This is a genomic window from Phyllobacterium pellucidum, from assembly GCF_013327855.1.
In the GTDB taxonomy this organism is placed as follows: Bacteria; Pseudomonadota; Alphaproteobacteria; order Rhizobiales; family Rhizobiaceae; genus Phyllobacterium; species Phyllobacterium pellucidum.
The window spans coordinates 609,340-635,732 of the sequence record NZ_JABUMX010000003.1 but is presented as its reverse complement, the minus strand read 5'-3'; the positions used below and the strand labels follow the sequence as shown (position 1 = coordinate 635,732).

The 26,393-nt window shown below is 60.3% G+C and carries 28 protein-coding genes and 1 tRNA gene; 18 read left to right on the top strand and 11 right to left on the bottom strand.

What is annotated here, in order from left to right:
* Window positions 1-43: 43 nt before the first annotated feature.
* Window positions 44-724, top strand: coding sequence for a trimeric intracellular cation channel family protein (locus HQ945_RS16390; protein WP_091920567.1), 681 nt, complete (start codon window positions 44-46; stop codon window positions 722-724).
* Here the strand turns inward: HQ945_RS16390 and HQ945_RS16385 are convergent.
* A complete protein-coding gene (locus HQ945_RS16385; RefSeq protein WP_027230810.1) occupies window positions 684-1,676 on the bottom strand; it encodes an adenosine kinase in 993 nt (330 codons plus the stop codon). The two genes, HQ945_RS16390 and HQ945_RS16385, sit on opposite strands and share 41 nt — an antisense overlap.
* Window positions 1,677-1,830: 154 nt before the next feature.
* Between HQ945_RS16385 and HQ945_RS16380 the strand changes: the two genes are divergently transcribed.
* Window positions 1,831-2,547, top strand: a complete 717-nt coding sequence (locus tag HQ945_RS16380) for a sulfate transporter family protein (RefSeq protein WP_113279870.1) — start codon at window positions 1,831-1,833, stop codon at window positions 2,545-2,547.
* Here the strand turns inward: HQ945_RS16380 and nth are convergent.
* Complete coding sequence (nth, locus tag HQ945_RS16375) at window positions 2,540-3,298, bottom strand: endonuclease III (RefSeq protein WP_425500660.1); 759 nt, start codon at window positions 3,296-3,298, stop codon at window positions 2,540-2,542. The genes HQ945_RS16380 and nth overlap by 8 nt on opposite strands.
* A 22-nt stretch (window positions 3,299-3,320) precedes the next feature.
* Here nth and HQ945_RS16370 point away from each other — a divergent pair, with 22 nt between their 5' ends.
* The 4 genes from HQ945_RS16370 to cueR all read left to right on the top strand — a co-directional run bounded on the left by HQ945_RS16370 (window position 3,321) and on the right by cueR (window position 7,851).
* Entirely contained in the window at window positions 3,321-3,827 is a 507-nt protein-coding gene (locus tag HQ945_RS16370) for a DUF2244 domain-containing protein (RefSeq protein WP_174208290.1), read from the top strand.
* Between the two features lie 88 nt (window positions 3,828-3,915).
* A complete protein-coding gene (locus tag HQ945_RS16365; protein WP_113279871.1) occupies window positions 3,916-4,815 on the top strand; it encodes a methylated-DNA--[protein]-cysteine S-methyltransferase in 900 nt (299 codons plus the stop codon).
* A gap of 137 nt (window positions 4,816-4,952) precedes the next feature.
* Window positions 4,953-7,454: a heavy metal translocating P-type ATPase gene (locus tag HQ945_RS16360; RefSeq protein ID WP_113279872.1), complete on the top strand. Its 2,502-nt coding sequence runs from the start codon at window positions 4,953-4,955 to the stop codon at window positions 7,452-7,454.
* 7 nt (window positions 7,455-7,461) lie between these two features.
* Entirely contained in the window at window positions 7,462-7,851 is a 390-nt protein-coding gene (cueR, locus tag HQ945_RS16355) for a Cu(I)-responsive transcriptional regulator (protein ID WP_027230816.1), read from the top strand.
* Window positions 7,852-7,858: 7 nt separating this feature from the next.
* Here the strand turns inward: cueR and HQ945_RS16350 are convergent, their stop codons facing one another.
* Window positions 7,859-8,152, bottom strand: coding sequence for a Dabb family protein (locus HQ945_RS16350; protein WP_091920576.1), 294 nt, complete (start codon window positions 8,150-8,152; stop codon window positions 7,859-7,861).
* Between the two features lie 180 nt (window positions 8,153-8,332).
* Here HQ945_RS16350 and HQ945_RS16345 point away from each other — a divergent pair, with 180 nt between their 5' ends.
* Both HQ945_RS16345 and HQ945_RS16340 read left to right on the top strand, forming a co-directional pair.
* Complete coding sequence (locus tag HQ945_RS16345) at window positions 8,333-11,011, top strand: sensor histidine kinase (RefSeq protein ID WP_113280018.1); 2,679 nt, start codon at window positions 8,333-8,335, stop codon at window positions 11,009-11,011.
* Window positions 11,008-11,694 (top strand): response regulator, encoded by a 687-nt coding sequence (locus HQ945_RS16340; protein WP_113279873.1) that lies wholly within the window; start codon window positions 11,008-11,010, stop codon window positions 11,692-11,694. The genes HQ945_RS16345 and HQ945_RS16340 overlap by 4 nt, the downstream gene beginning before the upstream one ends.
* On the opposite strand, the gene HQ945_RS16335 is transcribed toward HQ945_RS16340, so the two are convergent.
* The gene (locus HQ945_RS16335; RefSeq protein WP_027230820.1) at window positions 11,695-12,477 is read right to left on the bottom strand and encodes an SDR family oxidoreductase; all 783 of its coding nucleotides are present in this window, start codon (window positions 12,475-12,477) and stop codon (window positions 11,695-11,697) included.
* A 104-nt stretch (window positions 12,478-12,581) separates the two neighbouring features.
* Between HQ945_RS16335 and HQ945_RS16330 the strand changes: the two genes are divergently transcribed.
* From HQ945_RS16330 to HQ945_RS16315, 4 genes are all read left to right on the top strand, one after another.
* Window positions 12,582-13,073 carry an OsmC family protein gene (locus HQ945_RS16330; protein ID WP_113279874.1) on the top strand — a complete coding sequence of 164 codons (492 nt, stop codon included), beginning with the start codon at window positions 12,582-12,584 and terminating at the stop codon, window positions 13,071-13,073.
* On the top strand, window positions 13,066-13,260 hold the full coding sequence (locus HQ945_RS16325; RefSeq protein WP_036813545.1) for an eL24 family ribosomal protein: 195 nt from the start codon (window positions 13,066-13,068) through the stop codon (window positions 13,258-13,260). Before HQ945_RS16330 ends, HQ945_RS16325 begins: the two co-directional genes overlap by 8 nt.
* 82 nt (window positions 13,261-13,342) lie before the next feature.
* A complete protein-coding gene (locus HQ945_RS16320; protein ID WP_027230823.1) occupies window positions 13,343-13,675 on the top strand; it encodes an ArsR/SmtB family transcription factor in 333 nt (110 codons plus the stop codon).
* A 4-nt stretch (window positions 13,676-13,679) separates the two neighbouring features.
* Window positions 13,680-14,153, top strand: coding sequence for an SRPBCC family protein (locus tag HQ945_RS16315; protein WP_027230824.1), 474 nt, complete (start codon window positions 13,680-13,682; stop codon window positions 14,151-14,153).
* Window positions 14,154-14,162: 9 nt separating this feature from the next.
* Here the strand turns inward: HQ945_RS16315 and HQ945_RS16310 are convergent, their stop codons facing one another.
* Window positions 14,163-15,128 (bottom strand): DMT family transporter, encoded by a 966-nt coding sequence (locus HQ945_RS16310; RefSeq protein ID WP_113279875.1) that lies wholly within the window; start codon window positions 15,126-15,128, stop codon window positions 14,163-14,165.
* A 395-nt stretch (window positions 15,129-15,523) separates the two neighbouring features.
* Here HQ945_RS16310 and HQ945_RS16305 point away from each other — a divergent pair, with 395 nt between their 5' ends.
* Complete coding sequence (locus HQ945_RS16305) at window positions 15,524-17,365, top strand: peptidoglycan L,D-endopeptidase MepK (RefSeq protein ID WP_113280019.1); 1,842 nt, start codon at window positions 15,524-15,526, stop codon at window positions 17,363-17,365.
* A 60-nt stretch (window positions 17,366-17,425) separates the two neighbouring features.
* Here the strand turns inward: HQ945_RS16305 and HQ945_RS16300 are convergent, their stop codons facing one another.
* Window positions 17,426-18,166: an SDR family oxidoreductase gene (locus tag HQ945_RS16300; protein WP_113279876.1), complete on the bottom strand. Its 741-nt coding sequence runs from the start codon at window positions 18,164-18,166 to the stop codon at window positions 17,426-17,428.
* Window positions 18,167-18,293: 127 nt separating this feature from the next.
* Here HQ945_RS16300 and HQ945_RS16295 point away from each other — a divergent pair, with 127 nt between their 5' ends.
* Entirely contained in the window at window positions 18,294-19,187 is an 894-nt protein-coding gene (locus HQ945_RS16295) for a LysR family transcriptional regulator (RefSeq protein WP_174208289.1), read from the top strand.
* Here the strand turns inward: HQ945_RS16295 and HQ945_RS16290 are convergent.
* Entirely contained in the window at window positions 19,184-19,861 is a 678-nt protein-coding gene (locus tag HQ945_RS16290) for a TetR/AcrR family transcriptional regulator (RefSeq protein WP_343051245.1), read from the bottom strand. The two genes, HQ945_RS16295 and HQ945_RS16290, sit on opposite strands and share 4 nt — an antisense overlap.
* Window positions 19,862-19,963: 102 nt before the next feature.
* On the opposite strand from HQ945_RS16290, the gene HQ945_RS16285 reads away from it, so the two are divergent.
* Window positions 19,964-20,722, top strand: a complete 759-nt coding sequence (locus HQ945_RS16285) for an NIPSNAP family protein (RefSeq protein ID WP_174208288.1) — start codon at window positions 19,964-19,966, stop codon at window positions 20,720-20,722.
* Here the strand turns inward: HQ945_RS16285 and HQ945_RS16280 are convergent.
* From HQ945_RS16280 to HQ945_RS16265, 4 genes are all read right to left on the bottom strand, one after another.
* The gene (locus HQ945_RS16280) at window positions 20,659-21,915 is read right to left on the bottom strand and encodes an acyltransferase family protein (protein ID WP_174208287.1); all 1,257 of its coding nucleotides are present in this window, start codon (window positions 21,913-21,915) and stop codon (window positions 20,659-20,661) included. The genes HQ945_RS16285 and HQ945_RS16280 overlap by 64 nt on opposite strands.
* Before the next feature lie 96 nt (window positions 21,916-22,011).
* Window positions 22,012-22,563 carry a hypothetical protein gene (locus HQ945_RS16275; RefSeq protein ID WP_174208286.1) on the bottom strand — a complete coding sequence of 184 codons (552 nt, stop codon included), beginning with the start codon at window positions 22,561-22,563 and terminating at the stop codon, window positions 22,012-22,014.
* 152 nt (window positions 22,564-22,715) lie between these two features.
* Window positions 22,716-22,791, bottom strand: a tRNA-Ala gene (locus tag HQ945_RS16270).
* 149 nt (window positions 22,792-22,940) lie between these two features.
* On the bottom strand, window positions 22,941-23,330 hold the full coding sequence (locus tag HQ945_RS16265) for a TIGR02300 family protein (protein ID WP_027230833.1): 390 nt from the start codon (window positions 23,328-23,330) through the stop codon (window positions 22,941-22,943).
* 235 nt (window positions 23,331-23,565) lie between these two features.
* Here HQ945_RS16265 and aroA point away from each other — a divergent pair, with 235 nt between their 5' ends.
* The 3 genes from aroA (at window position 23,566) to cmk (ending at window position 26,337) form a co-directional block, all read left to right on the top strand.
* The gene (gene aroA, locus HQ945_RS16260; protein ID WP_091947273.1) at window positions 23,566-24,921 is read left to right on the top strand and encodes a 3-phosphoshikimate 1-carboxyvinyltransferase; all 1,356 of its coding nucleotides are present in this window, start codon (window positions 23,566-23,568) and stop codon (window positions 24,919-24,921) included.
* 85 nt (window positions 24,922-25,006) lie between these two features.
* Window positions 25,007-25,351, top strand: coding sequence for a hypothetical protein (locus HQ945_RS16255; RefSeq protein WP_091920606.1), 345 nt, complete (start codon window positions 25,007-25,009; stop codon window positions 25,349-25,351).
* Window positions 25,352-25,698: 347 nt separating this feature from the next.
* Window positions 25,699-26,337 (top strand): (d)CMP kinase, encoded by a 639-nt coding sequence (gene cmk, locus HQ945_RS16250; protein ID WP_027230836.1) that lies wholly within the window; start codon window positions 25,699-25,701, stop codon window positions 26,335-26,337.
* Window positions 26,338-26,393: the final 56 nt, after the last annotated feature.

Genomic DNA, 26,393 nt, shown 5'->3' with positions numbered 1-26,393 from the left:
ATGCTCTATCGTGGGACAAAATAACGGCGAGGGGAAACTGCCGGTGACCATGATTCAGCTGTTCAACTATGCCGGAATTTTCCTTTTCGCCGCGACGGGAGCTCTGGCGGCCTCGCGGCGCCAGCTCGACATCATGGCTTTCATCTTTCTCGCCGCGGTCACCGGGATCGGCGGCGGGACGTTGCGCGACCTCATCCTCGGCGTTCCCGTCTTCTGGGTGAAGGATCCGATGAGCCTACTTGTCTGCGCCGCAGCGGCAATCCTTGTCTATTTCACCGCCAATCTGCTTGAATCACGCTATCGCGTTCTCCTCTGGCTCGATGCGGTCGGGCTTGCCGCCTATAGCGTGATGGGCGCGGCAAAGAGCCTTGCACTCGGCTTCGACTCGACCATTGCGGTGGTGACCGGGATCATGACGGCGACATTCGGCGGTATCCTGCGTGATATCATTTCGGGGGAGCCATCAGTGGTGATGCGCCGCGAAATTTATGTCACGGCGGCGCTCGCCGGCTCACTTGTCTATATCGTGCTGCACCGGTTTGCCGTCGGGACGGAGATTTCCGCGCTCGTCGCGGCGCTTGCCGCCTTCACGGTCCGAGGCGGCGCGCTCTATTTCGGCTGGTATCTGCCGACCTATCACAAGCCCGGCCGCAGTGCGGACGAGCTTGAGCGGGAAGGCTTGATCAGAGCAGCCCCGCCCGCTCCGCCGCGGCCTTCAGATTGATCTGCGGACGCGGACCGATCTGCTGGATGACAAGCCCCGCCGTCAGCGAGCCAAGGCGGGCGCAATCGGTCAGCGAGCGGCCGTTGGTGTAGCCGAAAAGGAAACCCGCAGCATAAAGATCGCCCGCGCCTGTGGTATCGACCAGTTCCTCGATCTCGATGGCTGGAACCGCAACGGTCTCGTCGCCGGTAACGACCACAGAACCTTTTTCCGAACGGGTGACGGCAGCGAGCTTGCAATCCCTGCGGATCAACTCGAGCCCTTCCTCAAAGTTGTCCGTCTGGTACAGCGATTTCATTTCCGCCTCATTGGCAAAAACGATGTCGACCGTGCCGGAGCGCATCAGATCAAGAAACTCCTCGCGGTAGCGATCGACGCAGAACGGATCCGAGAGGGTCATCGAGACTTCCCGCTTGTGCTCATGAGCGATCTTTGCCGACAGGCGGATGGCTTCTTTGGCGCGCGGCGGATCCCAGAGATAGCCCTCGAAATAGGTAACCTTGGCCTGAGAAACCTTGGAACTCTCGACATCCTCCGGCCCGAGCTCGATACAGGCGCCGAGATAGGTGTTCATCGAACGCTCGCCATCGGGCGTTACGAAAATCATCGAACGAGCGGTGGGTGGCGGGGAAGCCAGCACGCGCGTGTCGAAGGCGACGCCTTGCGAACGGATATCATGGGTAAAAACGTGTCCAAGCTGATCGTCCGCTACCTTGCCGAAATAGGCGGCGCGTCCGCCGAGGCTGGCAACGCCCGCCGCGGTATTGCCGGCGCTGCCGCCGGACGCCTCGATCGCGGGACCCATTCGCTCGTAGAGGAACTCGGCCCGATCGGCATCGATCAGGTTCATTGCATTTTTGATAATGCCGTTCTTGATGATGAAATCGTCATCGGTGCGGGCAATGATATCGACAATGGCGTTGCCTATGCAAAGCACGTCATAAGTGGACATGGAAACTCCGGGATAGATCGCAAAACTGTTGGCGTTGTTTTGCCTGCTCTACCCCGTCGCGACAGAATTGACCACCCCCCACTTGGGCGAACACCTTGTCCGAAGGGTCAGTTGCACTTATGTCGGGAACCTACGCCATGGAGCAAAATGCCCGATGATCGTCGAAAGCGCCCGCGCCGCCGCCAGTCACCTCTTCCGTCCGGAATTTCGCGCTGTCCTGTGGAAATCGCTGGGGCTGACATTGCTGCTGCTCGTCGGCGCATGGTTTGGGCTGCGCGAAATCTTCGAATGGCTCGCGCTCCCTTTTTTCGAAGGAATGATGCCGGATTTGCCATCCTGGACGGGCTGGATCGGCTTCATCGCCGGCCTCTTTGCCAGCATCGGGCTCGCATTGGGACTGGCGTTGCTGATTGCTCCAGTTACCGCCATCGTAGCCGGGCTTTTTCTTGACGATGTTGCGGAGGTCGTCGAAAAGGAAGACTACCCTGGCGACCCGGCCGGAAAGCCGCTGCCTGCCATGCGCTCGATGGTCCTTTCGATCCGCTTCTTTGGCGTCGTCATTCTCGGCAATGTTGCCGCGCTGCTGATGTTGCTCATCCCCGGCGTCAACCTGATCGCATTCTTCATCGTCAATGGCTATCTGCTGGGCCGCGAGTTCTTCGAGTTCGCCGCGATGCGTTTTCGATCCGAAGCCGAGGCAAAGGCCTTGCGCGCGCAGAATGCCGGTACGGTCTTCCTCGCGGGCCTCGTCATCGCCGCATTCATGGCCGTGCCATTGCTCAACCTCCTGACGCCGCTCTTTGCCGCAGCGCTCATGGTGCACCTCCATAAGGCCGTCGCCCCTGCGGCACGGGCTGTACCTGTCAGATAGCCTGAGGCGGCAGTGGCACCAGCGGCGCCGGGATTTCCGAGGTCTTTTCCGCTGCCTTGCAGATATCGGCGATGACACAGGCCGGACATTCCGGCCTGCGCGCCTTGCACACATATCGGCCGTGCAGGATCAACCAGTGATGCGCATGATAGAGATATTCCGACGGAATGATTTTCATCAGCTTCGCCTCCACCTCGTCCGGGGTCTTGCCGGGCGCAAGGCCAAGGCGGTTGCCGATGCGGAAGATGTGCGTGTCCACCGCCATCGTAGCCTGGCCGAACGCCATGCTGAGGACGACATTGGCAGTCTTACGGCCAACCCCCGGCAGCTTGACCAGTTCGTCACGATCATCGGGAACGACGCTGCCGTATTTTTCGACCAGTGCTTGCGACAGCGCGATGACGTTCTTGGCCTTGTTGCGCCACAGCCCGATCGTTCGGATATATTCGCCAAGCCTCTCTACCCCTAGGGCTACCATCTTTTCCGGCGTGTCGGCGACCTTGAAGAGCACGCGCGTCGCCTTGTTGACGCCGACATCGGTTGCCTGCGCCGAAAGCGCCACGGCGACAAGCAGGGTGAACGGATTGACGTGTTCGAGTTCCCCCTTTGGCTCCGGCCGCTGGATCGAAAACCGGCGAAATATCTCGTGGATCTCCGCCGCCGTGTAGCGCGTACCCGGAACACGCCGCCCTGCCTTGGCGGGCCTGGCGGTCACAGCGTTCTGATCGATTTTCGGCTTGGGATTTTCCATGACACCTCTATACTTGAGCCCCATGAGCCAAACAACAAACCCGATTGACCCGGCCGCGATGAACGAAGAAGAAATCTTCCGTGCGCTTCTTGTGCCACATCGATCGCTTGGCCGTTTCGGATTTCTTGTTCTTATGGGAACGCTTGGGGTCAGCAGTTTTATGACCGGCCTTTTCTTTCTGTCGATCGGCGCCTGGCCGGTATTCGGCTTTTTCGGGCTGGACGTCGTCATCGTCTACGTGGCGTTTCGCTTGAACTACGCTGCAGCGAAAGCACACGAAGAAGTCAGCATTTCGCGCGTTGCCCTGCATATCCGTCAGGTCGCGCCTTCGGGACGGGCAAGGCAGCACGAATTCAACCCTTACTGGACCCGGTTCAGCATTGCCCGTCATGCCGAGATCGGCATTACCTCGATGCGCGTCGAGGGACAGGGCAAGGCCGTCATCATCGGCTCGTTCCTCAATCCCGACGACCGCGAAAGCTTTGCCTCGGCCTTTCAGACAGCGCTTGCGACGGCGAAGGGACGCTAATCTTTCCGACCGGTTCGGCCGTCAAGAATCGGGTGGCGGCGAAGGCGGGTGCGTGGTCATATATCCTCAACACAAGAGGTAAAAGCTCATGAAACCGCACGCCATACTTCAAAAAGACATCACTCCGACCGGCGACGACTATGCCATCGTCAGCCACATCATCGAACGCATCAGCAAGGATTATCGCGACCAGCCTTCGCTTGAAACTCTGGCGCGCGACACCGGACTTTCGCCGACTGCGCTGCAAAAGCTCTTTACGCGCTGGGCCGGCCTCTCACCGAAGGGTTTCCTGCAGGCGGTAACGATCGATCATGCGCGCCGGCTGCTTGACGAGGGCATGCCGCTGCTCGAAACCGCCTATGAGACCGGACTTTCGGGCCCTGGCCGGCTGCACGATCTCTTCGTTACCCATGAAGGCATGTCGCCGGGAGACTATAAGAGCCGCGGCGCAGGCCTGACGATCCGATATGGCTTTCTCATTTCGCCGTTCGGGCTGGCGCTCATCATGGTGACGGATCGCGGTCTCGCCGGCCTCGCCTTTGCGGACGCCGGCAAGGAGCGAGAAGCGCTCGCCGACATGTCCTCGCGCTGGCCAAACGCCACCTATGTCGAGGATCTGGCCGCCACAGCCCCCTATGCCGGGCGGATTTTCAATCCGGCGGAATGGCGCGCCGACCGGCCATTGAAAGTCGTGACGATCGGCACCGATTTTCAGCTGCGAGTCTGGGAAGCGCTGCTCAAGATTCCGATGGGCAAATGCGTCGCCTACTCTGATATCGCCGCTGACATCGGCTCGCCCACCGCCTCGCGCGCCGTCGGTGCGGCGATCGGCGCCAACCCTGTCTCCTTCGTTGTTCCCTGCCACCGGGCTGTCGGAAAGTCGGGAGCCTTGACCGGATATCATTGGGGCCTCACCCGCAAGCGCGCCATTCTCGGCTGGGAGGCAGGGCAGCTCGCACAGGATGCGCCGCACAGCCAGGCAGGCTGAGAACCGTCTTCTCCCAGAAAGCCCGGCCGCGTGCCGGGCTTTTGCGTTGCACCTTATCGCAACATGGCCCTTGACCTTCCACTCACTGGAAAGATTACCTTTCCTGCATTACTTATTTGAGGACGGAAAGCAGGACCATGAAGCACGAACACGCGAACCACCAGCACCACGGCCATAATTGCTGCGGCGGGCATCAATCCGTAGCAACCGAGGTCGTTCGCGATCCGGTATGCGGCATGGTGGTGGATCCTTACGCGGGCAAGCCAACTACCGAACATGGCGAGCGTGTTTTCCATTTCTGTTCGGCCGGCTGCCAGGCGAAGTTCGTCAAGGATCCGGAAGCCTATATCGAGGCGACGGATCCGGTATGCGGCATGAAGGTCGATCGGGCCAGCGCCAAGCATTTCCTGCGACACGACGGCGAGAAATACTACTTCTGTTCGGCGGGCTGCATGGCGAAGTTCGAGAAAGCCCCGGAGGATTATCTCGGCGACCGGCCCCTGCCGAAGCCTATGCCAGCCGGAACGCAATATACGTGCCCGATGCATCCCGAGGTCGTTCGGGACGGTCCCGGCGCCTGCCCGATCTGCGGCATGGCCCTCGAACCTATGGGCATACCGACCGGCGACGAAGGCCCCAATCCGGAGCTCGTCGATTTCACCCGCCGCTTCTGGATCAGCGCCTTCTGTTCGGTGCCGCTGCTTGTCGTCACCATGGGGCCGATGCTCGGTCTCCCGTTCCGCGACTGGCTTGGCGAGCGCCTCGCCGTATGGATGGAGTTTGCGCTGGCGACGCCGGTCGTCGTCTGGGCGGCTATCCCCTTTTTCGAGCGCGCCTTTGCCTCATTCGTCAATCGAAGCCCTAACATGTGGACGCTCATCGCCATCGGCGTTGGCGCGGCCTACGCGTTCAGTGTCGTCGCGACGCTGTTTCCGGATATTTTCCCGCATTCCTTCCGTGGTCATGGCGGCATGGTCCCGGTCTATTTCGAAGCCGCCGCGGTGATCGTTGCCCTCGTCTTTCTCGGCCAGGTGCTGGAGCTCAAGGCGCGCGAACGGACCGGCTCGGCAATTCGCGCCCTGCTCGACCTTGCGCCGAAGACGGCACGGCGTGTCGGTGCGGACGCCGCAGAGATGGATGTTCCGCTCGACGAGGTCGCAGTGGGCGACAAGCTACGTGTTCGTCCTGGCGAAAGCATTCCTGTGGACGGCATCGTGCTTGAGGGGCGCACCTCGATCGACGAATCCATGATTACCGGCGAATCGCTGCCAGTCGAGAAAGCCGAGCATGACCAGGTCACGGGTGGGACGCTCAATCGCAACGGTACGCTGCTCATCGAGGCCAAGAAGGTCGGCGCGGATACGGTGCTGTCGCAGATCGTCGGCATGGTCGCGGCGGCGCAGCGTTCGCGCGCGCCGATACAGGGCCTCGCCGATCGCGTTGCGAGTTATTTCGTTCCAACCGTCGTCCTCGTCGCCATGCTGGCATTCGCCGCTTGGGCGCTTCTCGGCCCCGAGCCGAGCATGATCCACGGCCTTGTCGCCGCGGTCTCGGTGCTCATCATTGCCTGCCCCTGCGCGCTTGGTCTGGCTACGCCGATGTCGATCATGACGGCAACGGGACGTGGCGCCCATGCAGGCGTTCTCATCAAGGATGCTGAAGCGCTCGAACGCTTTGCCCGCGTCGATACGCTGATCGTCGACAAGACCGGCACGCTGACCGAAGGCAAGCCACGGTTGACCGATCTCATCGCGCAGCCGCCTTTCAATGACGGCGAACTCCTGGCACTCGCCGCAGGCCTCGAAAAAGGTTCCGAGCATCCGCTGGCCGAAGCCATCGTCGATGGCGCCAGGGATCGCGGTCTTACAGTCCCCGACGCAACCGGTTTCGAAGCCGTGACCGGCAAGGGCGTTACCGGTATTGTCGGCGGGCGCACCGTCGCGCTCGGCAACCGCGCCATGATGCAGGATGTCGGCGCCGATGTTCTGCCGCTTCAGGAGCGCGCCGACGCGTTGCGCGCCGCAGGCAAGAGCGCACTGTTCATCGCCGTTGACGGCAAGGCCGCCGGCATTGTTGCGGTTGCCGATCCGATCAAGGCGACGAGCGCTGAGGCGATCCGCCTGCTGCACGCTGCGGGTCTGAAGATCATCATGGCGACAGGCGATAACGCCGTGACCGCTCGGGCCGTGGCTTCGCAGCTTGGCATCGATGAGGTGCGCGCCGATATGCTGCCCGAGAGCAAGAAGGCGCTGGTGGATGAACTGCGTCATGGCGGCGCCAGGGTTGCGATGGCTGGCGATGGCATCAACGACGCGCCGGCCCTCGCCGCAGCCGATGTCGGCATCGCCATGGGTACGGGCGCGGACGTCGCCATGGAAAGCGCGGGCATAACCCTCGTCAAGGGCGACCTCAACGGCATTGTCCGTGCGCGTCATTTGGCCGAGGCGACGCTTCGCAATATCAAGCAGAACCTCTTCTTCGCCTTCATCTACAACGTGCTCGGCGTGCCGGTCGCGGCTGGCGTGCTCTATCCGGTCTTCGGCCTTCTGCTTTCGCCGATGCTTGCCGCCGCAGCAATGAGCCTTTCGTCGGTTTCGGTCATTGCCAACGCGCTGCGCCTGCGCACCGTCAAACTGTGAGGTTGCCATGAATATCGGGACCGCTTCCGACAAATCCGGCCTGCCGCCCAAGACGATCCGTTATTACGAGGATATTGGCCTGCTGAAGCCCGGACGCGCGGAAAATGGCTACCGCGACTATTCCATGTCAGATGTGCATAAGCTGCGCTTCCTGCAGCGCTCGCGCGGCCTTGGATTTTCCGTCGAGGAATGCCGACAGCTCCTTGCGCTCTATGAGGACAAGGAGCGCGCCAGCGCCGACGTAAAGGCAATCGCGCAATCGAAGCTCGGCGAGATCGAACGCAAGATTCTGGAACTACGCGAGTTGCAGCACACGCTGCAACATCTGGTCGCTCATTGTCACGGCGACCAGCGGCCTGACTGCCCGATCCTCGAGACGATTTCAGGAAGGAACTGACGGAAGGTCAGACAAGCGTCGAAACAACGTCGGCGGAAATGCGCAGTTCGCGCATCGGCCGGACCACGGCCGTCGTCTCGCTATAGATCGGATGCGCCTTGTAAGCCGCCAGCGCTTCGGAATCCTTGAACTCGCCATAGACCACGACATCGATCTCACCGGAGATCGGATCCGTCTTCGTGTTCTGCATCACTTCGAACACCTGCGAATGCGGAATTTCGCCGAGGCGCTTCAAGCCCTCGACAATTGCTCCCACGTCTTCCTTGTTCCGGGCACTGAAAAACACAATATGACGGATCACGGCTAGGCTTCCTGCTGCATAGTTTGCGCGGGACTTTCCACACTCGGCCGGTTGCGTCAATAGATGTGCTGTCGCAGCCCCGCCGATCCACGCCTTGGCTTTTCCGACAAAGCTGGGGTAAACGTTCTGGCCTGTCCCTGAGATTTGAGTATGGGCCGCATAAAACAGCTTGAGGCATCCATGGCCGATTACGGTCAAAAAAACAGACCCGATCCCGACAGACTTCTGCAACTTGCGACGCGCGAAACGCGTGGCAAGCTCACGGTGTTTCTTGGCGCGGCACCCGGTGTCGGCAAAACCTACGCCATGTTGCAGCGCGCCCGCCGCCTCAAGGAAGAGGGCGAGGATATCGTCGTCGGCATTGCCGAAACCCACGGACGCGCCGAGACCGCCGAATTGCTCAAGGGGCTGGACGTTATCCCGCGCAAGGAAGTGACCTATCGCGAGCGGCTCCTCGAGGAGTTCGACATCGATGCAGCCATCGCGCGCAAGCCGAAAGTGCTTATTGTCGATGAGCTCGCCCATACCAACGTTCCCGGCAGCCGCCACCCCAAGCGTCATCAGGATGTCGAGGAACTGCTCTGGCTCGGCATTGACGTCTGGACAGCCATGAACGTCCAGCATCTCGAAAGCGTATCCGACATCGTATCCAGCATCACCGGCGTTACTGTGCGGGAGATTGTCCCCGACACGGTGTTGAAACGCGCCGACGATGTCCTTCTCGTCGACCTGCCCCCGGCGGAACTGATCGAACGCCTGAGAGAGGGCAAGATTTATCTCCCCGGCAATGCGGAGCGGGCGGCCGAAGGCTTCTTCAAGCCTGCAAACCTCACTGCCCTGCGCGAGCTTGCGTTGCGGCGTACTGCCGATCGCGTCGACGATCAGATGATCGATATCCTGCGCCAGCAGGCGATCGAAGGTCCGTGGGCGACGGGCGAGCGCCTCCTCGTCTGTGTCGGTCCAGACAGTCTATCCGACAAGGTTGTGCGCACCGCCAGTCGTCTCGCTTCCGGTCTCAATGCGCGCTGGCTTGTCGTTTCGATGACGCAGACCAGTGATCTCGGCGGCGAGACCGGCAAGCGCATCGATGCCCTGCTCGATCTTGCCGAACGTCTCGGCGCAGAAACACGGCGCGTCATCGCCGACGACTTCGTCGAGGAAATCTTCCGCATTGCCCGACGTGAGAACGTCACGCAGATCGTCGTTGGCCGTCCCAAGCCAAGGCGGCTCACCAATCCGTTCCGCCGGTCCCTACCCGATGAAATCATCAAACGCTTTACCGATGTCGGCGTTCATATCGTCACCGGCGAAGAACAGGACGTTTCCTACGCGCCGCCCAGACTGCGCAAGCGCTCGCCGCTGGAACTTGCCCTCGCCATTGGCGTGCCCGTGGCAACGACGGGTGCGACGACACTGCTCGGCCTGACGGCCAGCAATGTCGTGCATCCGCAGAATCTGTCGATGGTATTCCTCGTTGCCGTCATCCTCTCCGGCATGATCTGCGGGCGTCTTTCGGCCGTGATCGCGGCTGGCCTTGCCTTTGTTTTCTATAATTTCTTCTTTCTCGAACCTATACACGATCTCAGCATCGCCAAGCCGCACCAACTGCTGTCGCTGATCATATTCCTCGCCGTCGCGCTGATGATCGGCGACCTCACCGGGCGTTTGCGCGAACAGGTGGGCCGCTCTCGCCAACAGGCGAAGAACACGCAGGCACTTTACGAATTTTCGCGTAAGCTCTCGGGCACGGCGCGACTGGACGACGTGCTTTTCTCGACGGCGACGCACTTGCACGCGACCTTCGGGACAGGCGCAGCCATCCTGCTTCCGGACGAGGGCGAATTGAGCGTGCAGGCGGCCTGGCCGCCGGATTCGAACCTCGATGGCACCGACATGACCGCAGCGCGCTGGGCTTTTGAGAAGAACGAGCGGGCTGGCCACGACACTGCGACATTGCCGCAGATCGGGTGGGAATTCCTGCCCATCCTCACCTCGCATGGCGTTGCAGGGGTTATTGGTCTCCAGATGGACGACCGCGACGTTCTGACCGAGGACGAGGACCGCATGCTGACAGCGATCCTCGATCAGGCGGCCATTGCCATCGATCGCGCACAACTTGTGAGGGAAAACGCAAAAACGACCGCCCTGCAGGAGAGCGAACAGCTGCATACGGCGCTGTTTTCATCGCTTTCCCATGACCTCAAGACGCCACTTGCCTCGATCACCGGTGCGATCACGACCCTGCGCCAGCTCGGCGATCGCATAAAGCAGGAGAGCCGGGATGACCTTCTGCTTTCGATTGAGGAAGAGGCCGGACGCCTTACGCGTTTCGTCGCCAATCTCTTCGACATGACCCGTATCGAGGCCGGCACCCTGAAGATCAGGAATGTGCCGCTCGATGCGTCGGAGGTCATCACCGCCTCGATCGATCGCATAAAGAAGCTCAAGCCCGATATTGTCGTCGATATCAGCGTCGCCCCCGACCTGCCGATGGTCAAAGGTGATGCCGCGATGCTCGGGCAAGTCCTGTTCAATCTCCTCGACAATGCAGCGAAATATGCTGGCGATGGCCCGGTTACCATCTATGCGCGCCAGGACGACAGCGCGGTGGCCATCAGCGTTACCGACCAGGGCAAGGGTATTCCGCCCAAGGATCTCGACAAGATTTTCGACAAGTTCTATCGCCGTACCAAAGGCGATGGCCGCGCACCCGGAACCGGCCTCGGGCTTTCGATCGCGCGCGGCTTCGTCGAGTCGATGGGCGGGACGATCAAGGCGGAAAGCCCTGCAGTGCGCAAGCGTGGCACCAGATTCATCATCCGCCTGCCCGTCGTCAATCCAGCGGGAGCGCAGGAATGAACCAGCATCGCATCCTCGTTGTCGACGATGAGCCGCAAATACAGCGGTTCCTGCATCCGGCACTGACGGCGTCGGGTTACGAGGTCATTCAGGCGGCCACCGGCGGCGAGGCGGAGCGCCTGGTTGCAACGAGCGCGCCGGACCTCGTCATCCTCGACCTTGGCCTGCCGGACAAGGACGGCAAGGACGTCATCGAGACTGTGCGCGCATTTTCCGATGTTCCGATCATTGTGCTTTCGGCACGTGACCGCGAGGCGGAAAAGATCGCCGCGCTCGATCTCGGCGCCAATGACTATGTGGAAAAGCCCTTCGGCATCGGCGAACTTTTGGCACGGATCCGCACCAGCCTGCGCCGCCAGGTGGCGGGGGCGAGCGTTCCCTCGCGCTTCGAGATGAATGGTCTCATCGTGGATACCGCAAAGCGCATCGTGACGCGCAACGATCAGGAAGTGCACCTGACGCGCAAGGAGTACCAGTTGCTGGTCCACCTTGTGCTCCATGCGGGCATGGTCGTGACCCATCGCCAGCTGCTCGCTTCTGTCTGGGGAGCGGCCCACGTCGAGGATCTGCAATATTTGCGTGTGTTCGTCGGGCAGTTGCGGGCAAAGATCGAGGACGATGCGAACAACCCGCAGTTCATTCGCACCGAGCCCGGGGTCGGCTACCGCTTCATCGCCGAGTGATCAACCGAGCGTCGAGTTGAAGGCGCCGCCGTCAAGCAGGAGATTCTGGCCGACGATGAAGCCGGAATACTGGCTGCAGAGGAATGCCGCGGCCGCGCCGAATTCTTCAGCCGTGCCATAGCGTCCTGCGGGATTGTCGGCATAGGCCTCTTTCCGCGCTTCCTCGATCGATATGCCCTTTTCCTTGGCGGAGCGCTCGATGAAACCCTTGGTTCGGTCGGTGTCATGCGATCCGGGCAGGAGATTGTTGATGATGACGCCATGGCGCGCGACCTGACGCGACGTTCCCGCGACGAAGCCGGTAAGACCGCTGCGTGCGGCGTTGGAAAGCCCGAGCTGCGCGATCGGTGACTTGACGGAACCCGAGGTAATGTTGACTACACGCCCCCATTTGCGCTCGATCATACCGGGCAAAATCGCCTTCATGAGCAGGATCGGCGTCAGCATGTTGTTATTGATCGCCTTCAGCCACTCTTCCTCGCCCCAGTCGGACCAGACACCGGGAGGCGGACCGCCGGCATTGTTGATAAGGATGTCAGGCTGCGGTTCCGCCTGAAGCAAGGCTTGCCGCCCGGCTTCCGTAGTGACGTCCTCCGCCACGATCTGAACCTTCACGCCGTACTTGCCCGCTATCGCATCCGCGGTCGCCTTGAGGGTCGACTCGGTGCGCGCGTTCAAAGTCAGATCGACACCCGCCTCAGCAAGCTTTTCTGCTACGCCGCGCCCCAGCCCCTTCGAACTTGCACAAACGATAGCGCGTCTGCCCTTGATACCAAGATCCATCTCATCCTCGCCGATTCTTTTCCGGGCACTGGTTATCGACAATTCTTGGCCGCTTTGACAAGCTCTGGTTGATCAAATCAGCGGCAGATCCGGGAAATGCAGCAATGACCACTTTCGGCGCGACAGTCCTTTGGGAAAAACAGGACAGCGAACCCTTCACCGACAACAAGTATAGCCGTGCCCATGTCTGGCAGTTCGATGGCGGCGCCGAAATTCCGGCTTCGTCGTCGCCCCACATTGTCCGCCTTCCCTTCTCCGAGCCCGCGAATGTCGACCCCGAAGAAGCCTTCGTTGCATCGCTGGCGAGTTGCCACATGCTGTTCTTTCTTTCCATTGCAGCGAAGAAAGGCTTTGTCGTCCGCCAGTATCGTGACGCTGCCGAGGGCGAACTTGCCAAGAATGAAGGCGGACGGCTTTATGTGAGTCGGGTTACGTTGAAGCCCGACATAACCTACGTTGGCGCAGCTCCAGATCGCCACACCGAAGCCGGCATCCATCACGAAGCCCACGAACAATGCTTTATCGCCAATTCCGTGCTCACCCACGTCGTGGTCGAAGCCGTTCAAGGCGCCAGGGAGGAACAATACGATGCATGAACTGAGGATTAGCGACGCGGTCAACAGGAACTGTCCATGGTCGGGCGATCCGATCAAGGAAGATAGCCTCACGCTTTACAAGGGCGCGGTCGTTGGCTTTTGCAACCCCGGCTGCCGCGACAAGTTCGAAAAGGCGGTCAACCATTTCGAAGCGGCGCTAGCGCGCGTGGCGCACGCGAATCCTTAGAACCGGACTTACAAGCAACAGCCGCCTGATTTCCAACGTCTCCGCCGATTGACAGCCCGCTCATATTGCGATACTTAAGTATATGCTTAACAAACAGGACAAGCTCGATCTCATGTTTCAGGCGCTCGCGGATCCGTCCCGACGCAGCATGATCGAGCGGTTGAGCAAGGGACCAGCCTCGGTCAGCGAACTCGCCAAGCCCCTCACAATGTCGCTGCCAGCCGTGGTGCAGCATTTGCAGGTTCTCGAAGCGAGCGGGCTGGTGCGGTCTGAAAAGGTCGGGCGCGTGCGCACCTGCCGTGTCGACTGGGTGGCACTGCAGACGGCCGAGGACTGGATGATGGATCGGCGCAGGACGTGGGAACTGCGCCTCGACAGGCTCGGCGATTTCCTCGCCGATCAAACAAAGGGATAAAAGCATGACCAAGCGATCCGTGACGCATGATACTTTTACTCTCGAGCGCAGCTATCCGGCTGCGCCAGCCCGGGTGTTCTTCGCATTGAGCGACCCGCAAGCGAAAGCAAAATGGTTCAAGGGCCCCGAGGAATGGGGGCCGGCTCAGCACCAGATAGATTTCAGGGTCGGCGGACGCGAAGTCAGCATTGGCGGCCCCAAGGAAGGACCGCAGCACCGCTTCGATGCAATCTACCAGGATATCGTGCCGGACCAGCGCATTATCTACACATACGAGATGCATCTCGACGGCAAGCGCATCTCCGTATCGCTGGCAACGCTCGAACTGAAGCCGGAAGGCACCGGAACGCGGCTGGTCCTGACCGAACAGGGCGCCTTCCTAGACGAGTTCGACGATCCGGCCGTGCGTCGGGGCGGGATGGACTCGCTGCTGGACGCACTCGGCGCATCCCTTGAAGCCGTGCCAGCAAACGCCTGAGCGAAATAACTAACCGTTACCGGGTCCGGCGCCATCGCCCGATCCGGCAACCACTGTCTGATTGAGCGTTTTGATCCGCCCCTGACGCTTCAGCTGTTGTTCGCGGAAGAAGATGAAGAGGCCGGAAGCCACGATGAAGCCCGACCCGATCAACATCGACATGCGCGGTACGTCACCGAACACCAGCCAGCCGAAGACAATTGCCCAGAACAGCAACGTATACTGCAGCGGCGCTACGGTTGCCGCGTCCGCGAGCTTGAGAGCACGGTTGACAAGGACATGGGCGAGCATGGCGACGACGCCGAGAAGGCCGAGGAGCAGCAGATCGCGCAAGCTCACCGGCTTCCAGTCGAACACGATGGCGACGAGCCCCGCCGCGCCGGCACCGACGATCTGCCAGAAAACCAGCGTCGTATCAGGTGTCCCGCGCAAGGACCGGCCAAGCAGCAGCATGAAGGCAAACGCCACGCTGCCTAAAATCGAGATAATCGCCTGCGGTGTCAAAGCCTGAGACGACGGTTCGAGCGCGATGACCACGCCGACAAAGCCAATGATGATAGCGCTCCAGCGACGCCAGCCGACGGGCTCCTTCAGGATGAAGGGCGAGACCGCGGCCACATAGATGGGCGCCGCGAGCCAGTAGGTCATTACGTCGGCAAGCGGCAGGTAGACCACGGCGAAATAGAAGGCGAATACCTCCACGGTCGAGAGAACCGCGCGCAGCAGCTGCAGGCGCGGGCGATCGACCTGAAACAGTTTCTCCGGACCGTTGAACCATATGAACGGCGCCAGGATGATGAGCGCGGCGACGCTGCGGATGAAAACCACCTGCCCCACCGAATAGGTCGACACCAGCCATTTGCCCATCACATCGTTGAGGGAAAACATAAGCATGCCAAGCAGCATCAAAACGACGCCGTTGCGGGCTGCAGGCGATGCGGATGCGTAAATATGGGTATCCGATGGAGCGGACATTCGGTTCTATCCTGGGGAGATTTTTAGTCCGGCTGGTTTGCGCTATTTTTCTTGGCCAATCCAGCCCAAACAACCAAAAGCCCACATGTGGCGCAAAAATAAGCAGATTTAGCCCAACCAATTGCAATGTCAGCCATAATCTCGACTTGAATTTGTCCTTTTAGGGAAGACAGCTTGTCTGGGGAAGCGTTCATAAACATTCAAATCGGATGCTCGTGTGCATCAATAAAGTGGTCATTAACCAATAAATCGGATAGTCCAGCTATTCGGTGCTTTGGAAAACGGTCAGGATTGGAACGATATTGTCTAGCGTGAGTGAAGCAAAAACCGGCCTATCGAAGACAGTTTTCCCGATCAGCGGCCGCTGGTTTGGACCCTTTGTCCTTTTCCTGTCGATGCTGTTTTCCTCCGCCGAGGCCTTTGCCGAGACCCGCACATTGCGGCTCTATTTCGTCCACACCAACGAACGCGCCGAAATAACCTTCAAACGGAACGGCCGTTATCAGCAGGACGGCCTCAACAAGTTGAACCGGTTCCTGCGCGACTGGCGCCGCAACGAACCGACAAAGATGGACCCCCGCCTGTTCGATCTCGTCTGGCAGGTCTATGACAGGGTCGGCGGGCGCGATTATATCCACGTTGTTTCGGCCTACCGCTCACCGGCGACCAATTCCATGCTGCGCTCACGTACGCGCGGGGTCGCCCGCAAGAGCCAGCACATGCTCGGCAAAGCCATGGACTGGTACCTGCCCGGCGTGAAGCTTGCGACCCTGCGTGCCACTGCCCTGCGCTACGAGGCTGGCGGCGTCGGTTATTATCCTCGTTCGGGATCGCCCTTCATTCACACCGACGTCGGCAATGTCCGCCACTGGCCGCGCATGAGCCGCAAGGAACTTCTCGCGGTCTTCCCGGACGGCAAGACGATCCATGTTCCATCCGACGGACGGCCGCTGCCCGGCTATGAACAGGCGGTCGCCGCCTATGAAGCCCGCCGTCGCAACGGCAGCTCGATACAGATTGCAAGCTCGTCATCGGGCTCCAGCCGGAAAGGCAAGACCCTGTTCGGCCTGCTCTTTGGCGGCGGTGCGGACGAGGAAGAGGATTCGAGCGAGAGCTCTGTCGCGGTCGCTTCTACGGCCAAACCCTCGCGCGCCGTTGCCCAGGCTCCGGCAGGCGAGGACGCGGACGATGGCGGTGCGGCACCAGCAGTGGCGGCACAGCCGCAACCGGCGGCAGCGCCTGCGGCAACCGCAACACCGGCTGCCCCGGAGCTACCCGCCCGGGTTCCGCAGCCTTTGGCCGCGCCGCGCCAGGAAGCACCGGCGCCCGTCGCCATAACGCCCGAAGACAATGCCGCTCTCGCCTTTGCAGTGCCGGTACCGCTGCGCCGTCCAGACTACGCGCCGACACCCGCGCCGGGCGATCCTTCGACACTTAATGCGCTCGCACAGAACACTGCCGCGGTCGCCGTGCCCGAGACGCGACCCGACGACAGCGCCAGCGCGATCCGCGAACTCATCGCAGCAAATATCGAGCAGCCCGCCGAGGCCTCCGATCAGTCCCAACCGGCCATGGCCAACGCCCTCGTTCCCGTGCCCTTCGACAAGCCGAAGCAGCCAGACATGAAGGTTGCTTCGGTCGTCCCCGGCCAACGCCCGGTCGTGGCCGCAGCACCTGCCCCTGCCGCCGCAGAACAGGACATCATCGCCGTTCCCGATGACAGTCTTAGCCCGGAGGCCATCATTGCTCAGGCGGATGTCGACCATGACGACGATTCCGCCGACCTTGTCGCGCCAATGCCGACGACGAGCGGGACTACAGGCGGACGGTTGCAGCCGCAGCAGAATGTTCAAATGGCGGCAGTCCAACCACAGACATCCCTCCGTCGCACAATGCTCGAAGCCAAGGGCGACCCGGTCGCCATGCTCGACAGCGGCGTGAAGACCACCAACAAGAAGGCCAAGCCGCACCGCCAGGCAGCACAGGGTCAGACGGCAAAGGCAATCCAGGTGTCCTCCGACCTATCGGATAGGGCGTTATCCTCCGAACAGGTCGCCGCCACAGCGCCAGAGGTGGTGCCGGCGGTTCTGCGCAACAGCTCGATGCGCAAGGCGCCGACGACGGTCTATACCGCCGGCTTCCAGCAAGCACTGCCTGTAGCTGACGCCAACAAGTTTACCGGCAAGGCCGTGACCTTCATGCAGATTGCGCGCTTCCAGCCGACCAGCGGCATGTAACGGCTGCAAGAACCCGAGACGAGCAACGGCGGCTTCACAGCCGCCGTTTTCTGTTTGGGCTCAGACCAGCCCACCATTGGCGCGCACGACCTGTCCGTTGATCCAGCCGCCATCCGGACCCGCGAGAAACGAGACGACGCGGGCGATATCATCCGGCTGTCCAAGGCGTTCCATGGGCGCAGCCTTGCTGAGCTGCTGAACGAGTTCATCGCTCTTGCCTGCAAGGAAGAGATCGGTCGCAACCGGCCCCGGCGCAACGGCATTGACCGTTATGTTGCGGCCGCGCAGTTCCTTGGCGAAGATGCGGGTGAATGTTTCGACCGCCGCCTTGGTACCGGCATAGATGGCGTAACCAGGAAGGTTGGTCCCGACCACCGAGGTCGAAAAGTTGATGATGCGGCCGCCATCGCCCATCCTGCCGGCAGCCTCGCGCATCGTGTTGAATGTGCCCTGAACATTCGTCGCGAACTGTTGTTCGAAAACCGCGTCGCTGGTTTCGGCAAGCGGCTGAACCTTCATGATGCCGGCATTGTTGACGAGAACGCTGACCATGCCAAGTTCCGCCTCGACAAGATCGAACATCCCCCGCACTTCTTCGGCCTTGGCAACATCCGCCTGCACGGCGATCGCCCTTTGGCCCGCCTTGCCGAGCTTAGCCGCAAGCGCCACAGCTTCCCTGGCGCTGTTCGCATAATTGATGACGACGGCAAAACCGTCATTTGCGAGCCGCTCTGCAACCGCCGCACCAATACCGCGCGCTGCGCCCGTGATGATTGCAATCCGTTTATCGGTCTGTGCCATTCGATGGAACTCCTCTGTCACGTTGACATTTGCTCCACTATGCCGCAAATCGCTTTCTGCATAATTAGCAAATAATTGGCAGGACTATTCGATAATCTATAACAATTGAACGAGAGTAGGCGCGGGCATGGATCGCTTTCGCGATATGCAGATTTTCGTACGCATCGTCGAGCGGCGCAGTTTCACTAATGCGGCCGACGATCTTCACATTCCGCGCGCGACGGTGACCAACGCCATACAGCGCCTTGAAGAGCGCCTGGGTACGCGCCTGCTCGACCGCACGACGCGCCAGGTCAACCCGACACTCGACGGCGAAGCCTATTACGACCGTTGCCTGCGCCTTCTCGCCGACATGGAGGAAGCGGAAGCATCGTTCCGCGACTCGGCGCCGAAGGGTCTTTTGCGGGTAAACTTGCAAGGCACGCTGGCTCGACATTTCGTGATACCGGCACTGCCCGATTTCCTCAATCGTTACGCCGCCCTGGAACTCAGCATCGGCGAAGGCGACCGGCTTGTCGATCTCGTTCAGGAGGGGGTCGACTGCGTCCTGCGCGCCGGCGAACTCCAGGATTCCACCATGGTCGGACGCAAGATCGCCGAAATGCAGCAGGTAACCTGTGCGAGCCCGGCTTACTTTGCCCGGCATGGCGAGCCAAGGAGCCTGGATGACCTCGCCGGACATCTGGCCGTCAATTATGTTTCAAGCGGTACGGGCAAGCCGTTTCCACTGGAATTCTCCACGCATACAGGTCTCAGACTGGTGAACTTGCCGGGACCCGTTTCGGTGACGGGCGCGGATATTTATGCCGCATCCGCAATTGCCGGCCTCGGGCTCATCCAGGTGCCACGTTATCGAATCGCGAATGAACTTGCTGAAGGAAGCCTGCGCGTCGTTCTCCCCGGGAGCCCGCCACCGCCAATGATCGTTTCGGTGCTCTATCCGCAGAACCGCCAGCTTTCTTCGCGCGTGCGCGTCTTCGCCGACTGGCTGACAGAAATATTCGCCAGGGCGCCGCTCTAGGTTCTGCGCAGCAAGGTCTCGAGTTGGGTTGCGCAGGCGCGCAGCGGCGCCGCGCTCTGGCTGGTCTTGGCCATCGCCATCGCCCCCGAATAGCTAGCGACCACGAGCGTAGCGAGATCGTGCGCGCGTGCTTCGTCCATTTCCGGATGATCAGCGTGCAAGCGGAAGGAAAGCGCGGCGCGCCAACGATCGAAGACGGCGTTGACCGCTTCGCGAAAGTCCGGATCGGCCAAGGATAGTTCGAGCGCGAGGTTGTTCAGCGGGCAACCGGTCACTGCCCGGTTATGCTCGAGCGTATCAGCAACACCGTTGAACACCGCACGAATCCCCGACGCGGCCGATGATGCATTTGAAACCGGCTGGATGGCGGTCGCCTCGACTTCCGGCGCCACCCGCTCGGCGATGACGGCAAGGCCTAGCGACTTCTTTGTCGCAAAATGATGGTGCAGCGCACCTCCGGTGGTGCCCGCTGCCCGCACGACGTCATGCATGCTGGTCGCGTTGTAGCCGTGCCGCTGGAAAAGGTCGGCGCCAACATCAAGGATTCGGGCCCGCATTGCCTGCGGGTTATTGGTGCGCTTCGGCTTGCCTGTAGCAGCCACGGCCGGGGCTCCGGGGCGATGCTTTTCGCTCAACGGCGCCACACCGCGCGTTTTCAATTCGTTCTCGGCCACAATCAGTTCTCCTTTCCATCAAGGATAACGAGATTGACAAAACAGGACAACCGGTCTTTTATTAAAACAGGACGCCCTGTTTGTTTTGGAGGATGAATGTTCATGACTGTTGAAATCGCCCATCCTACGGACGGCGAGCCGGCGCAAAGCCCGATCATGGAGCTGCGCCGTTATATGCTGCATCCGCGGCGACGCGACGAACTGATCACACTCTTCGATGCTGAATTCATTGAAACCCAGGAAGCCTGCGGCATGCGTGTCATTGGCCAGTTCCGTGATCTCGACGATCCTAATGCATTTGTCTGGCTAAGGGGATTTTCCGGTATGCGAGAACGGCATGCTGCGCTGACAGCATTCTATGACGGGCCCGTCTGGACAAGACATCGCGACGCTGCCAACGCGACCATGCTCGATTCCGATGATGTGTTTCTCCTGCATCCCGCAGGCGATTCGGGAGGCTTCAGGTTTCCAGATGCCCGACCCGGGCATGGCTGCGAGCAGCCCTCCCCGGCAATCTATCAGGCATTGACATATAGACTGAAGGAACCCGCCGAAAACGCGTTTCTCTCATTTCACCGCAATGAACTGCAGCCGATTCTGGACCGGATGGGCGATATACGCATCGCAATTTTGGCTTCGGAGCACAGTAAAAACACTTTTTCTCGGCTTCCCGTGCGGCTCGGAGAAAATGTTTTCGTGGTCTTTTCGCGCTTCGACAATCTTGCCGCCCATGCCGATTTCAACAGACGACTGACAAACGACACTGCATGGCAGCGCGTGCAGGAGGCGCTGGAAAGCTATTTGATCGCGGATTCCATCGTAGCAAGGCTTTCGCCGACGGGCCGCTCCGCGTTGCGCTGAACCTGCGGCTGGCGCTCACCAGCTGCGGCGACCGAGTCGCGTTCCCTGCGCTGAATTCTGCGACCGAGTTCGATGCCAGGCCGCTCGACCAGAACGTGCGCCGCCAGCGCCGCGAGAACCAGCACAACCATGACCACGCATATCATGATCCAATAGTATGCGTCGGCGGCCAGAGCGAATGCACGCAACGGCGGAATGGCGAAGATTGAAAACAGCGCGAGGCCCTGCATCAGATAAATGCAATAACTGATTTCTCCGAGCCGGATCGAAGGCCGCGCGACCAGCAGCCCGAAAAGCGTGCCGCCGCTTAACATCAAGTAGAAGGACGCTCCGATTAAGACAGACACATCCGGGCGATAGGATGTTTCATAATTCATTCCTATGACTGCGAGTATCGCCGCAATGCCGATCGACGCAAACGCGGGATGCAGTCGCAGCACCAAACTTTCATCTTCAAGCGATGCGCACACCATACCGAAGCCAAAGAGCGAATAGAGCGCAAACTGGCGGTCCGGCGAGATCAAGGCAAAAATCAGCGCCAGCATCGTTGCGAGCACCGCGAAGGGCAGGTGCAGGCGATCACGCCGCGCAAAAATTGCAAGGAACGGCAGCGCGAAATAGAAAAGCCATTCATATTGCAAGGTCCATGTGACCCCCGCCGTCAGGGTGCCTATGCCCGGGGCACCGTTTATCTCGACAAGCGGAAAGATACCAAGGGACAGGTTTTGGACGAGTTCCATGAAAAACTGCGGCGCTGGCACGTTCAGCCGCGCGCCGGACCTGACGAACATGATGGCCATGGCGATCGAGGCGACAAGCAGGTAGACCGGGCCCAGCCTGAACAGGCGGCCTAGCATGAGACTGGCAAAATCAAGCGATCCCCTCGCCCTGACGATCTTGCCCCAGAACAGATAGCCCGTGATCACGAAAAAATAGGCAACACCCAATTGTCCGGCCAGGGTGTAGAAGCGCGACGGTGGCACTGCCCAGGCGCCATTGCGCATGAACTCATAGTAAATGATGGAATGGTGGAGCACGACGGCAAGTGCCAGAAATCCCCGCAGCCCATCCACCGCATCGATGCGCCGACCCCTGGCTGGACCGAATCCCGCCCGATCGAAGACCGGCAGGCAAGCGAGCAGCATGACCAAGCCAATAGCGACGAATGATGGCCAAATGGCATAAACGGTCATTCAGGAGCGGCCCACGATGGAGAATTTACCCGCCATTCGCACATAAACCGGAGCGATGCAACGCCCGTGCGGGCGGCACATCTACTCGTAAAGCGATCACGATATATAAACGTCCCAAGCCACAAGCGGCAAATACGCAATTGTCAGCGCTGCGTATACCTTGCGCGACTTGGCGAAGAAGGTTGCGACGGGCAGTACAATCATTGGAACGTCCGTCAAAGCCCATGCAGACAAAGGCGACGATTTGAAAAAGAAAATATTCACGAGGAAAGCGAGCAGGAGGAAACCAGTCAGCGATAGGAGAGCGTATCGCCCGTCATGTTCAAAATAGGCGCGCAGCCCGTTTTTTTCATCCTCACTTCTGCTCGGCAGCATAAGCGCTGCCGATAGGAAGAGCATCAGAGTGAGGAGAACAAGGAAGATAAAATCTGGGAAAGAAAACGTTGGCTTCACAGATGGCAGCAGGGTAATGGCCCACCAGTATTGAAGTTGGATAGTGAACAGGATTGCCGCCCATGCGAGCGACACCCAGTCAAGTGGACTTTCGCGCCGGATACGGAACACAGTGACCAAGCCAAGCAGAAGGCGTGTCACCCCCAGCCCCAGGACCATTGAGAGAACGGTTACAATCCTGCCGAAGTCGGTCATAAATACAGATCGCGGTTTTTCTCAGGAGAAAGAACTCGCCCTGTTGTAAACTGGCATTCTTAACAAATCGCATTGGCACGCCAAACTGCTCATCGGGGCCCCGATGTGCAGATGCAAGATTCCCAAAAGAGATCGGATTGTTTTATGAAATTTGGTGGAGCCAAGCGGGATCGAACCGCTGACCTCTTGCATGCCATGCAAGCGCTCTCCCAGCTGAGCTATGGCCCCATTCCAATCGGCCGGAAAGGCCGCGCCGGGTAAACCGGCAAACTGTTAGGCAAGGTCTGGCGCCTTGCCCGGGCGGGTACTTATCTCCCGCCGCCGGGAAGATCAAGTCCTGTTCGCCGGTTATTTTCGACGAACAGGATTATTTGAAATCAATTCTCGTCGTCGTCGCCAATGCCGCCGCCGAGGATATCGGTGACGTCGTCGTCCTCGTCTTCCTCGTCTTCGGCGAGGAACGTATCGTCGTCGTCGGAATCTTCCACCTCGACATCGACATCATCGCCGAGGTCCGGAACATCCTCGCCGCTGTCGGCATCCGCATCCTCGAGCGAAACGAATTCCGGCTTCTCGAGCGCAACGTCGAGTTCTTCGGTTTCGACCTCTTCTTCCTCTTCGCGCGCGGCGGCCGCGGTCGAATCGAAATAGCTGAGCGGGTAGCTCTTGCCCGTATACGGCGAAACAATCGGATCGCGGTTCAGATCGTAGAACTTCTGCCCGGTCTCCGGGTCAATTCGCTTGGTGCCAAGTTTGGGATTTGCCACGTTTTGCCTCGCGTTCTGGCTGCGCCCGCATCCGGTCAACATTCAGGTCCCTAAACCCGACCGTGCATGCAAGCGCTCATCAAAAATGGATTTCTGGTCCCATAAACGCAATTCAGCGTATTTGTCAAAGTGAAAAAAGCCCGCACACGCGAATGCATTTGCGAGATGACCGCATCTTCAAGCTGTGTTACCAACGCGGCCGCACCCTGCCAGCCCTTTTCATTGTGATTGCTCCATGTCCCACACTTCATTGCCCCGCCCCGCTACCGCCCGTCGCTCGAAGGCCCTTTCGGGCGATATCCGCATCCCCGGCGACAAGTCGATCTCGCATCGCTCCTTCATGTTTGGCGGCCTTGCCTCCGGCGAAACCCGTATTACCGGCCTGCTCGAAGGCGAAGACGTGATCAACACCGGTCGCGCCATGCAGGCCATGGGCGCGAAGATCGCCAAGGACGGAGATGTGTGGATCATTCAGGGTACGGGCAATGGCTGCCTTCTCGAGCCGGAGGCTCCGCTTGACTTCGGCAATGCCGGAACCGGCGCACGCTTGACCATGGGTCTCGTCGGCACCTATGCGATGGAGACGACGTTCATCGGCGACGCCTCGCTCTCGAAACGCCCGATGGGCCGCGTGCTCAATCCCTTGCGAGAAATGGGCGTGCAGGTCTCGGCCGCGGATGGCGACCGCCTGCCGTTAACGTTGCGCGGTCCCAAGGCGGCGGCCCCGATCACATATCGCGTGCCGATGGCGTCAGCGCAGGTCAAATCAGCCGTGCTTCTCGCCGGCCTTAACACTCCGGGCATAACGACCGTGGTCGAGCCGGTAATGACGCGCGATCACACCGAGAAGATGCTACAGGGTTTCGGCGCCAATCTTTCGGTCGAGACGGACAAGGACGGCGTCCGCCATATTCGTATCGAGGGCCAGGGCAAGCTTACCGGACAGGTAATCGACGTGCCCGGCGATCCGTCCTCGACGGCTTTCCCGCTGGTCGCGGCGCTGCTCGTCCCCGGCTCCGACATTACCATTCGCAACGTGCTGATGAACCCGACGCGCACCGGCCTCATCCTGACATTGCAGGAAATGGGCGCAAATATCGAGGTTCTCAACGCGCGTCTTGCCGGCGGCGAAGACGTCGCCGACCTGCGCGTGCGCTCGTCCGAACTCAAGGGCGTCAGCGTGCCGCCGGAGCGCGCACCCTCGATGATCGACGAATATCCCGTCCTCGCGGTCGCAGCGAGCTTTGCCATGGGCGAGACGCTCATGCACGGACTCGATGAACTGCGCGTCAAGGAATCGGATCGTCTCTCGGCTGTCGCCAACGGGCTGAAAACCAATGGAGTCGATTGCACGGAAGGTCCGGAAAGCCTCAGTGTGCGCGGCCGTCCGGACGGCAAGGGCCTGGGCGGCGGTACCGTCGAGACGCATCTCGACCACCGGATCGCCATGAGCTTCCTCGTCATGGGGCTTGCCGCCGAAAAGCCGGTGACTGTCGACGACGCGACAATGATCGCGACGAGCTTCCCGGAATTCATGGAGATGATGACCAGAATGGGCGCGGAGATTTCCGAAGACGGCGCGCAAGGCTAGATCGGTTCCGATTGCGCATGATTGCATCTGAACAATCCGCAGGACTATCAGCATGCCGTGCGCCAGACCGGGAGCGCCTCGGACAATGAGCGCGCTCCTTTCGGCCTTCACGGTCTATTTCCTCTACGCCATGTCGAGCGTTCCCTGCCTGGTCTGGGCCGGACGCAGCGCCTATGCCGGCACGATCGCCAGCAGGGAGCCCCGGCCATGGCCGGGCACGGCCAGAACAATCCTGTGGGTTGCGCTTCCTTTGCTCTTGATCTTCCTTTATGCGTGGAATGTGTCTGACACTGCATCCGGTGCAGTGAATGCAGAGGCTGAAGGCGCCAGCGATTGGATGCCCTATCAGTTTCTGCTCTTGCCATCGGCGCTCGGTTCGATCGCCGGCTACGGCATAGGCTTTATCATGGGCAAGAGAAGGGTCGCTTGATGTTTTTCCTGCTGACGTCATTTGCCATCGTCGCCATTCCCTATGCGGTCGAACGCGTGGGTCTTCGGGTCCGCTTCGGCCTGTTTGCGCTGCTTTTCTGGCTCTTCATCTTTCAGTTCGTTCTCATTTTCCTCATCGATACGATGCTGCAGAATTTTGCCGCCACACTGCCCGGCTGGCTGGAATCGATGCTGTCGACCATCGGCGGGTTTGCTTTTGTGACGATAGGCATCACCCCGATCATCACGCTGGTTCTTGCGGCTGCCTACTCGCTGTTTGCGCTCTGGCAATGGGCTTTCGACAAGGAAGAAAAAGAAGACGCAGCACCGCCGCAGACGCATTTCACGATTGCGATCGACGGACCGGCCGCTTCGGGCAAAGGCACGCTTGCCCGCCGTATCGCTGATGCCTACGGCTACCACCACCTCGATACAGGCCTTACCTACCGCGCGGTGGCGAAATCGCTCATGGACCAGAACATGCCGCTCGACGACGAGTTCCTTGCCGAAAAGGCAGCGCGCAGCGTTGATCTTTCGAGGCTCGACCGGGATGTCCTTGCCGCCCACGATATTGGCGAGGGCGCGTCGCGTGTCGCGGTGATGCCGGCGGTGCGGCGCACGCTCGTCGCTGCACAGCAGAGTTTTGCGGCACGCTCGCCGGGCGCGGTGCTCGACGGCCGCGATATCGGCACGGTGGTTTGCCCGGATGCGCCGGTGAAGCTCTATATAACTGCCTCGCCCGAGGCGCGCGCCAGGCGCCGCTACGACGAGATCAGGTTGAATGGCGGTTCGGCGACGTACGAGGATATCCTCAATGATTTGCGACGCCGCGACGCGCGCGACATGGGCCGAACCGATTCGCCTCTGAAGCCCGCTGGCGACGCGCACTTGCTTGATACGACAGAAATGGATATAGAGACCGCGTTTCTCAGTGCCAAAACCCTGATCGATCAGGCCTTGGCGCGAAACACGCATTCTAAACGATAACATTTGCCGCCATCCCATGCACCGGATTGCCCTTCAAAGGGCGGGTTGGCATGCAA

What these genes read in the sequence shown, in the direction of transcription:
- HQ945_RS16385 (WP_027230810.1), bottom strand. Translation starts at nt 1,676, where the DNA reads ATGTCCACTTATGACGTGCTTTGCATAGGCAACGCCATTGTCGATATC.
- HQ945_RS16380 (WP_113279870.1), top strand. Translation starts at nt 1,831, where the DNA reads ATGATCGTCGAAAGCGCCCGCGCCGCCGCCAGTCACCTCTTCCGTCCG.
- nth (WP_425500660.1), bottom strand. Translation starts at nt 3,298, where the DNA reads ATGGAAAATCCCAAGCCGAAAATCGATCAGAACGCTGTGACCGCCAGG.
- HQ945_RS16370 (WP_174208290.1), top strand. Translation starts at nt 3,321, where the DNA reads ATGAGCCAAACAACAAACCCGATTGACCCGGCCGCGATGAACGAAGAA.
- HQ945_RS16365 (WP_113279871.1), top strand. Translation starts at nt 3,916, where the DNA reads ATGAAACCGCACGCCATACTTCAAAAAGACATCACTCCGACCGGCGAC.
- HQ945_RS16360 (WP_113279872.1), top strand. Translation starts at nt 4,953, where the DNA reads ATGAAGCACGAACACGCGAACCACCAGCACCACGGCCATAATTGCTGC.
- cueR (WP_027230816.1), top strand. Translation starts at nt 7,462, where the DNA reads ATGAATATCGGGACCGCTTCCGACAAATCCGGCCTGCCGCCCAAGACG.
- HQ945_RS16345 (WP_113280018.1), top strand. Translation starts at nt 8,333, where the DNA reads ATGGCCGATTACGGTCAAAAAAACAGACCCGATCCCGACAGACTTCTG.
- HQ945_RS16340 (WP_113279873.1), top strand. Translation starts at nt 11,008, where the DNA reads ATGAACCAGCATCGCATCCTCGTTGTCGACGATGAGCCGCAAATACAG.
- HQ945_RS16335 (WP_027230820.1), bottom strand. Translation starts at nt 12,477, where the DNA reads ATGGATCTTGGTATCAAGGGCAGACGCGCTATCGTTTGTGCAAGTTCG.
- HQ945_RS16330 (WP_113279874.1), top strand. Translation starts at nt 12,582, where the DNA reads ATGACCACTTTCGGCGCGACAGTCCTTTGGGAAAAACAGGACAGCGAA.
- HQ945_RS16325 (WP_036813545.1), top strand. Translation starts at nt 13,066, where the DNA reads ATGCATGAACTGAGGATTAGCGACGCGGTCAACAGGAACTGTCCATGG.
- HQ945_RS16320 (WP_027230823.1), top strand. Translation starts at nt 13,343, where the DNA reads ATGCTTAACAAACAGGACAAGCTCGATCTCATGTTTCAGGCGCTCGCG.
- HQ945_RS16315 (WP_027230824.1), top strand. Translation starts at nt 13,680, where the DNA reads ATGACCAAGCGATCCGTGACGCATGATACTTTTACTCTCGAGCGCAGC.
- HQ945_RS16310 (WP_113279875.1), bottom strand. Translation starts at nt 15,128, where the DNA reads ATGTCCGCTCCATCGGATACCCATATTTACGCATCCGCATCGCCTGCA.
- HQ945_RS16305 (WP_113280019.1), top strand. Translation starts at nt 15,524, where the DNA reads ATGCTGTTTTCCTCCGCCGAGGCCTTTGCCGAGACCCGCACATTGCGG.
- HQ945_RS16300 (WP_113279876.1), bottom strand. Translation starts at nt 18,166, where the DNA reads ATGGCACAGACCGATAAACGGATTGCAATCATCACGGGCGCAGCGCGC.
- HQ945_RS16295 (WP_174208289.1), top strand. Translation starts at nt 18,294, where the DNA reads ATGGATCGCTTTCGCGATATGCAGATTTTCGTACGCATCGTCGAGCGG.
- HQ945_RS16285 (WP_174208288.1), top strand. Translation starts at nt 19,964, where the DNA reads ATGACTGTTGAAATCGCCCATCCTACGGACGGCGAGCCGGCGCAAAGC.
- HQ945_RS16280 (WP_174208287.1), bottom strand. Translation starts at nt 21,915, where the DNA reads ATGACCGTTTATGCCATTTGGCCATCATTCGTCGCTATTGGCTTGGTC.
- HQ945_RS16275 (WP_174208286.1), bottom strand. Translation starts at nt 22,563, where the DNA reads ATGACCGACTTCGGCAGGATTGTAACCGTTCTCTCAATGGTCCTGGGG.
- aroA (WP_091947273.1), top strand. Translation starts at nt 23,566, where the DNA reads ATGTCCCACACTTCATTGCCCCGCCCCGCTACCGCCCGTCGCTCGAAG.
- HQ945_RS16255 (WP_091920606.1), top strand. Translation starts at nt 25,007, where the DNA reads ATGAGCGCGCTCCTTTCGGCCTTCACGGTCTATTTCCTCTACGCCATG.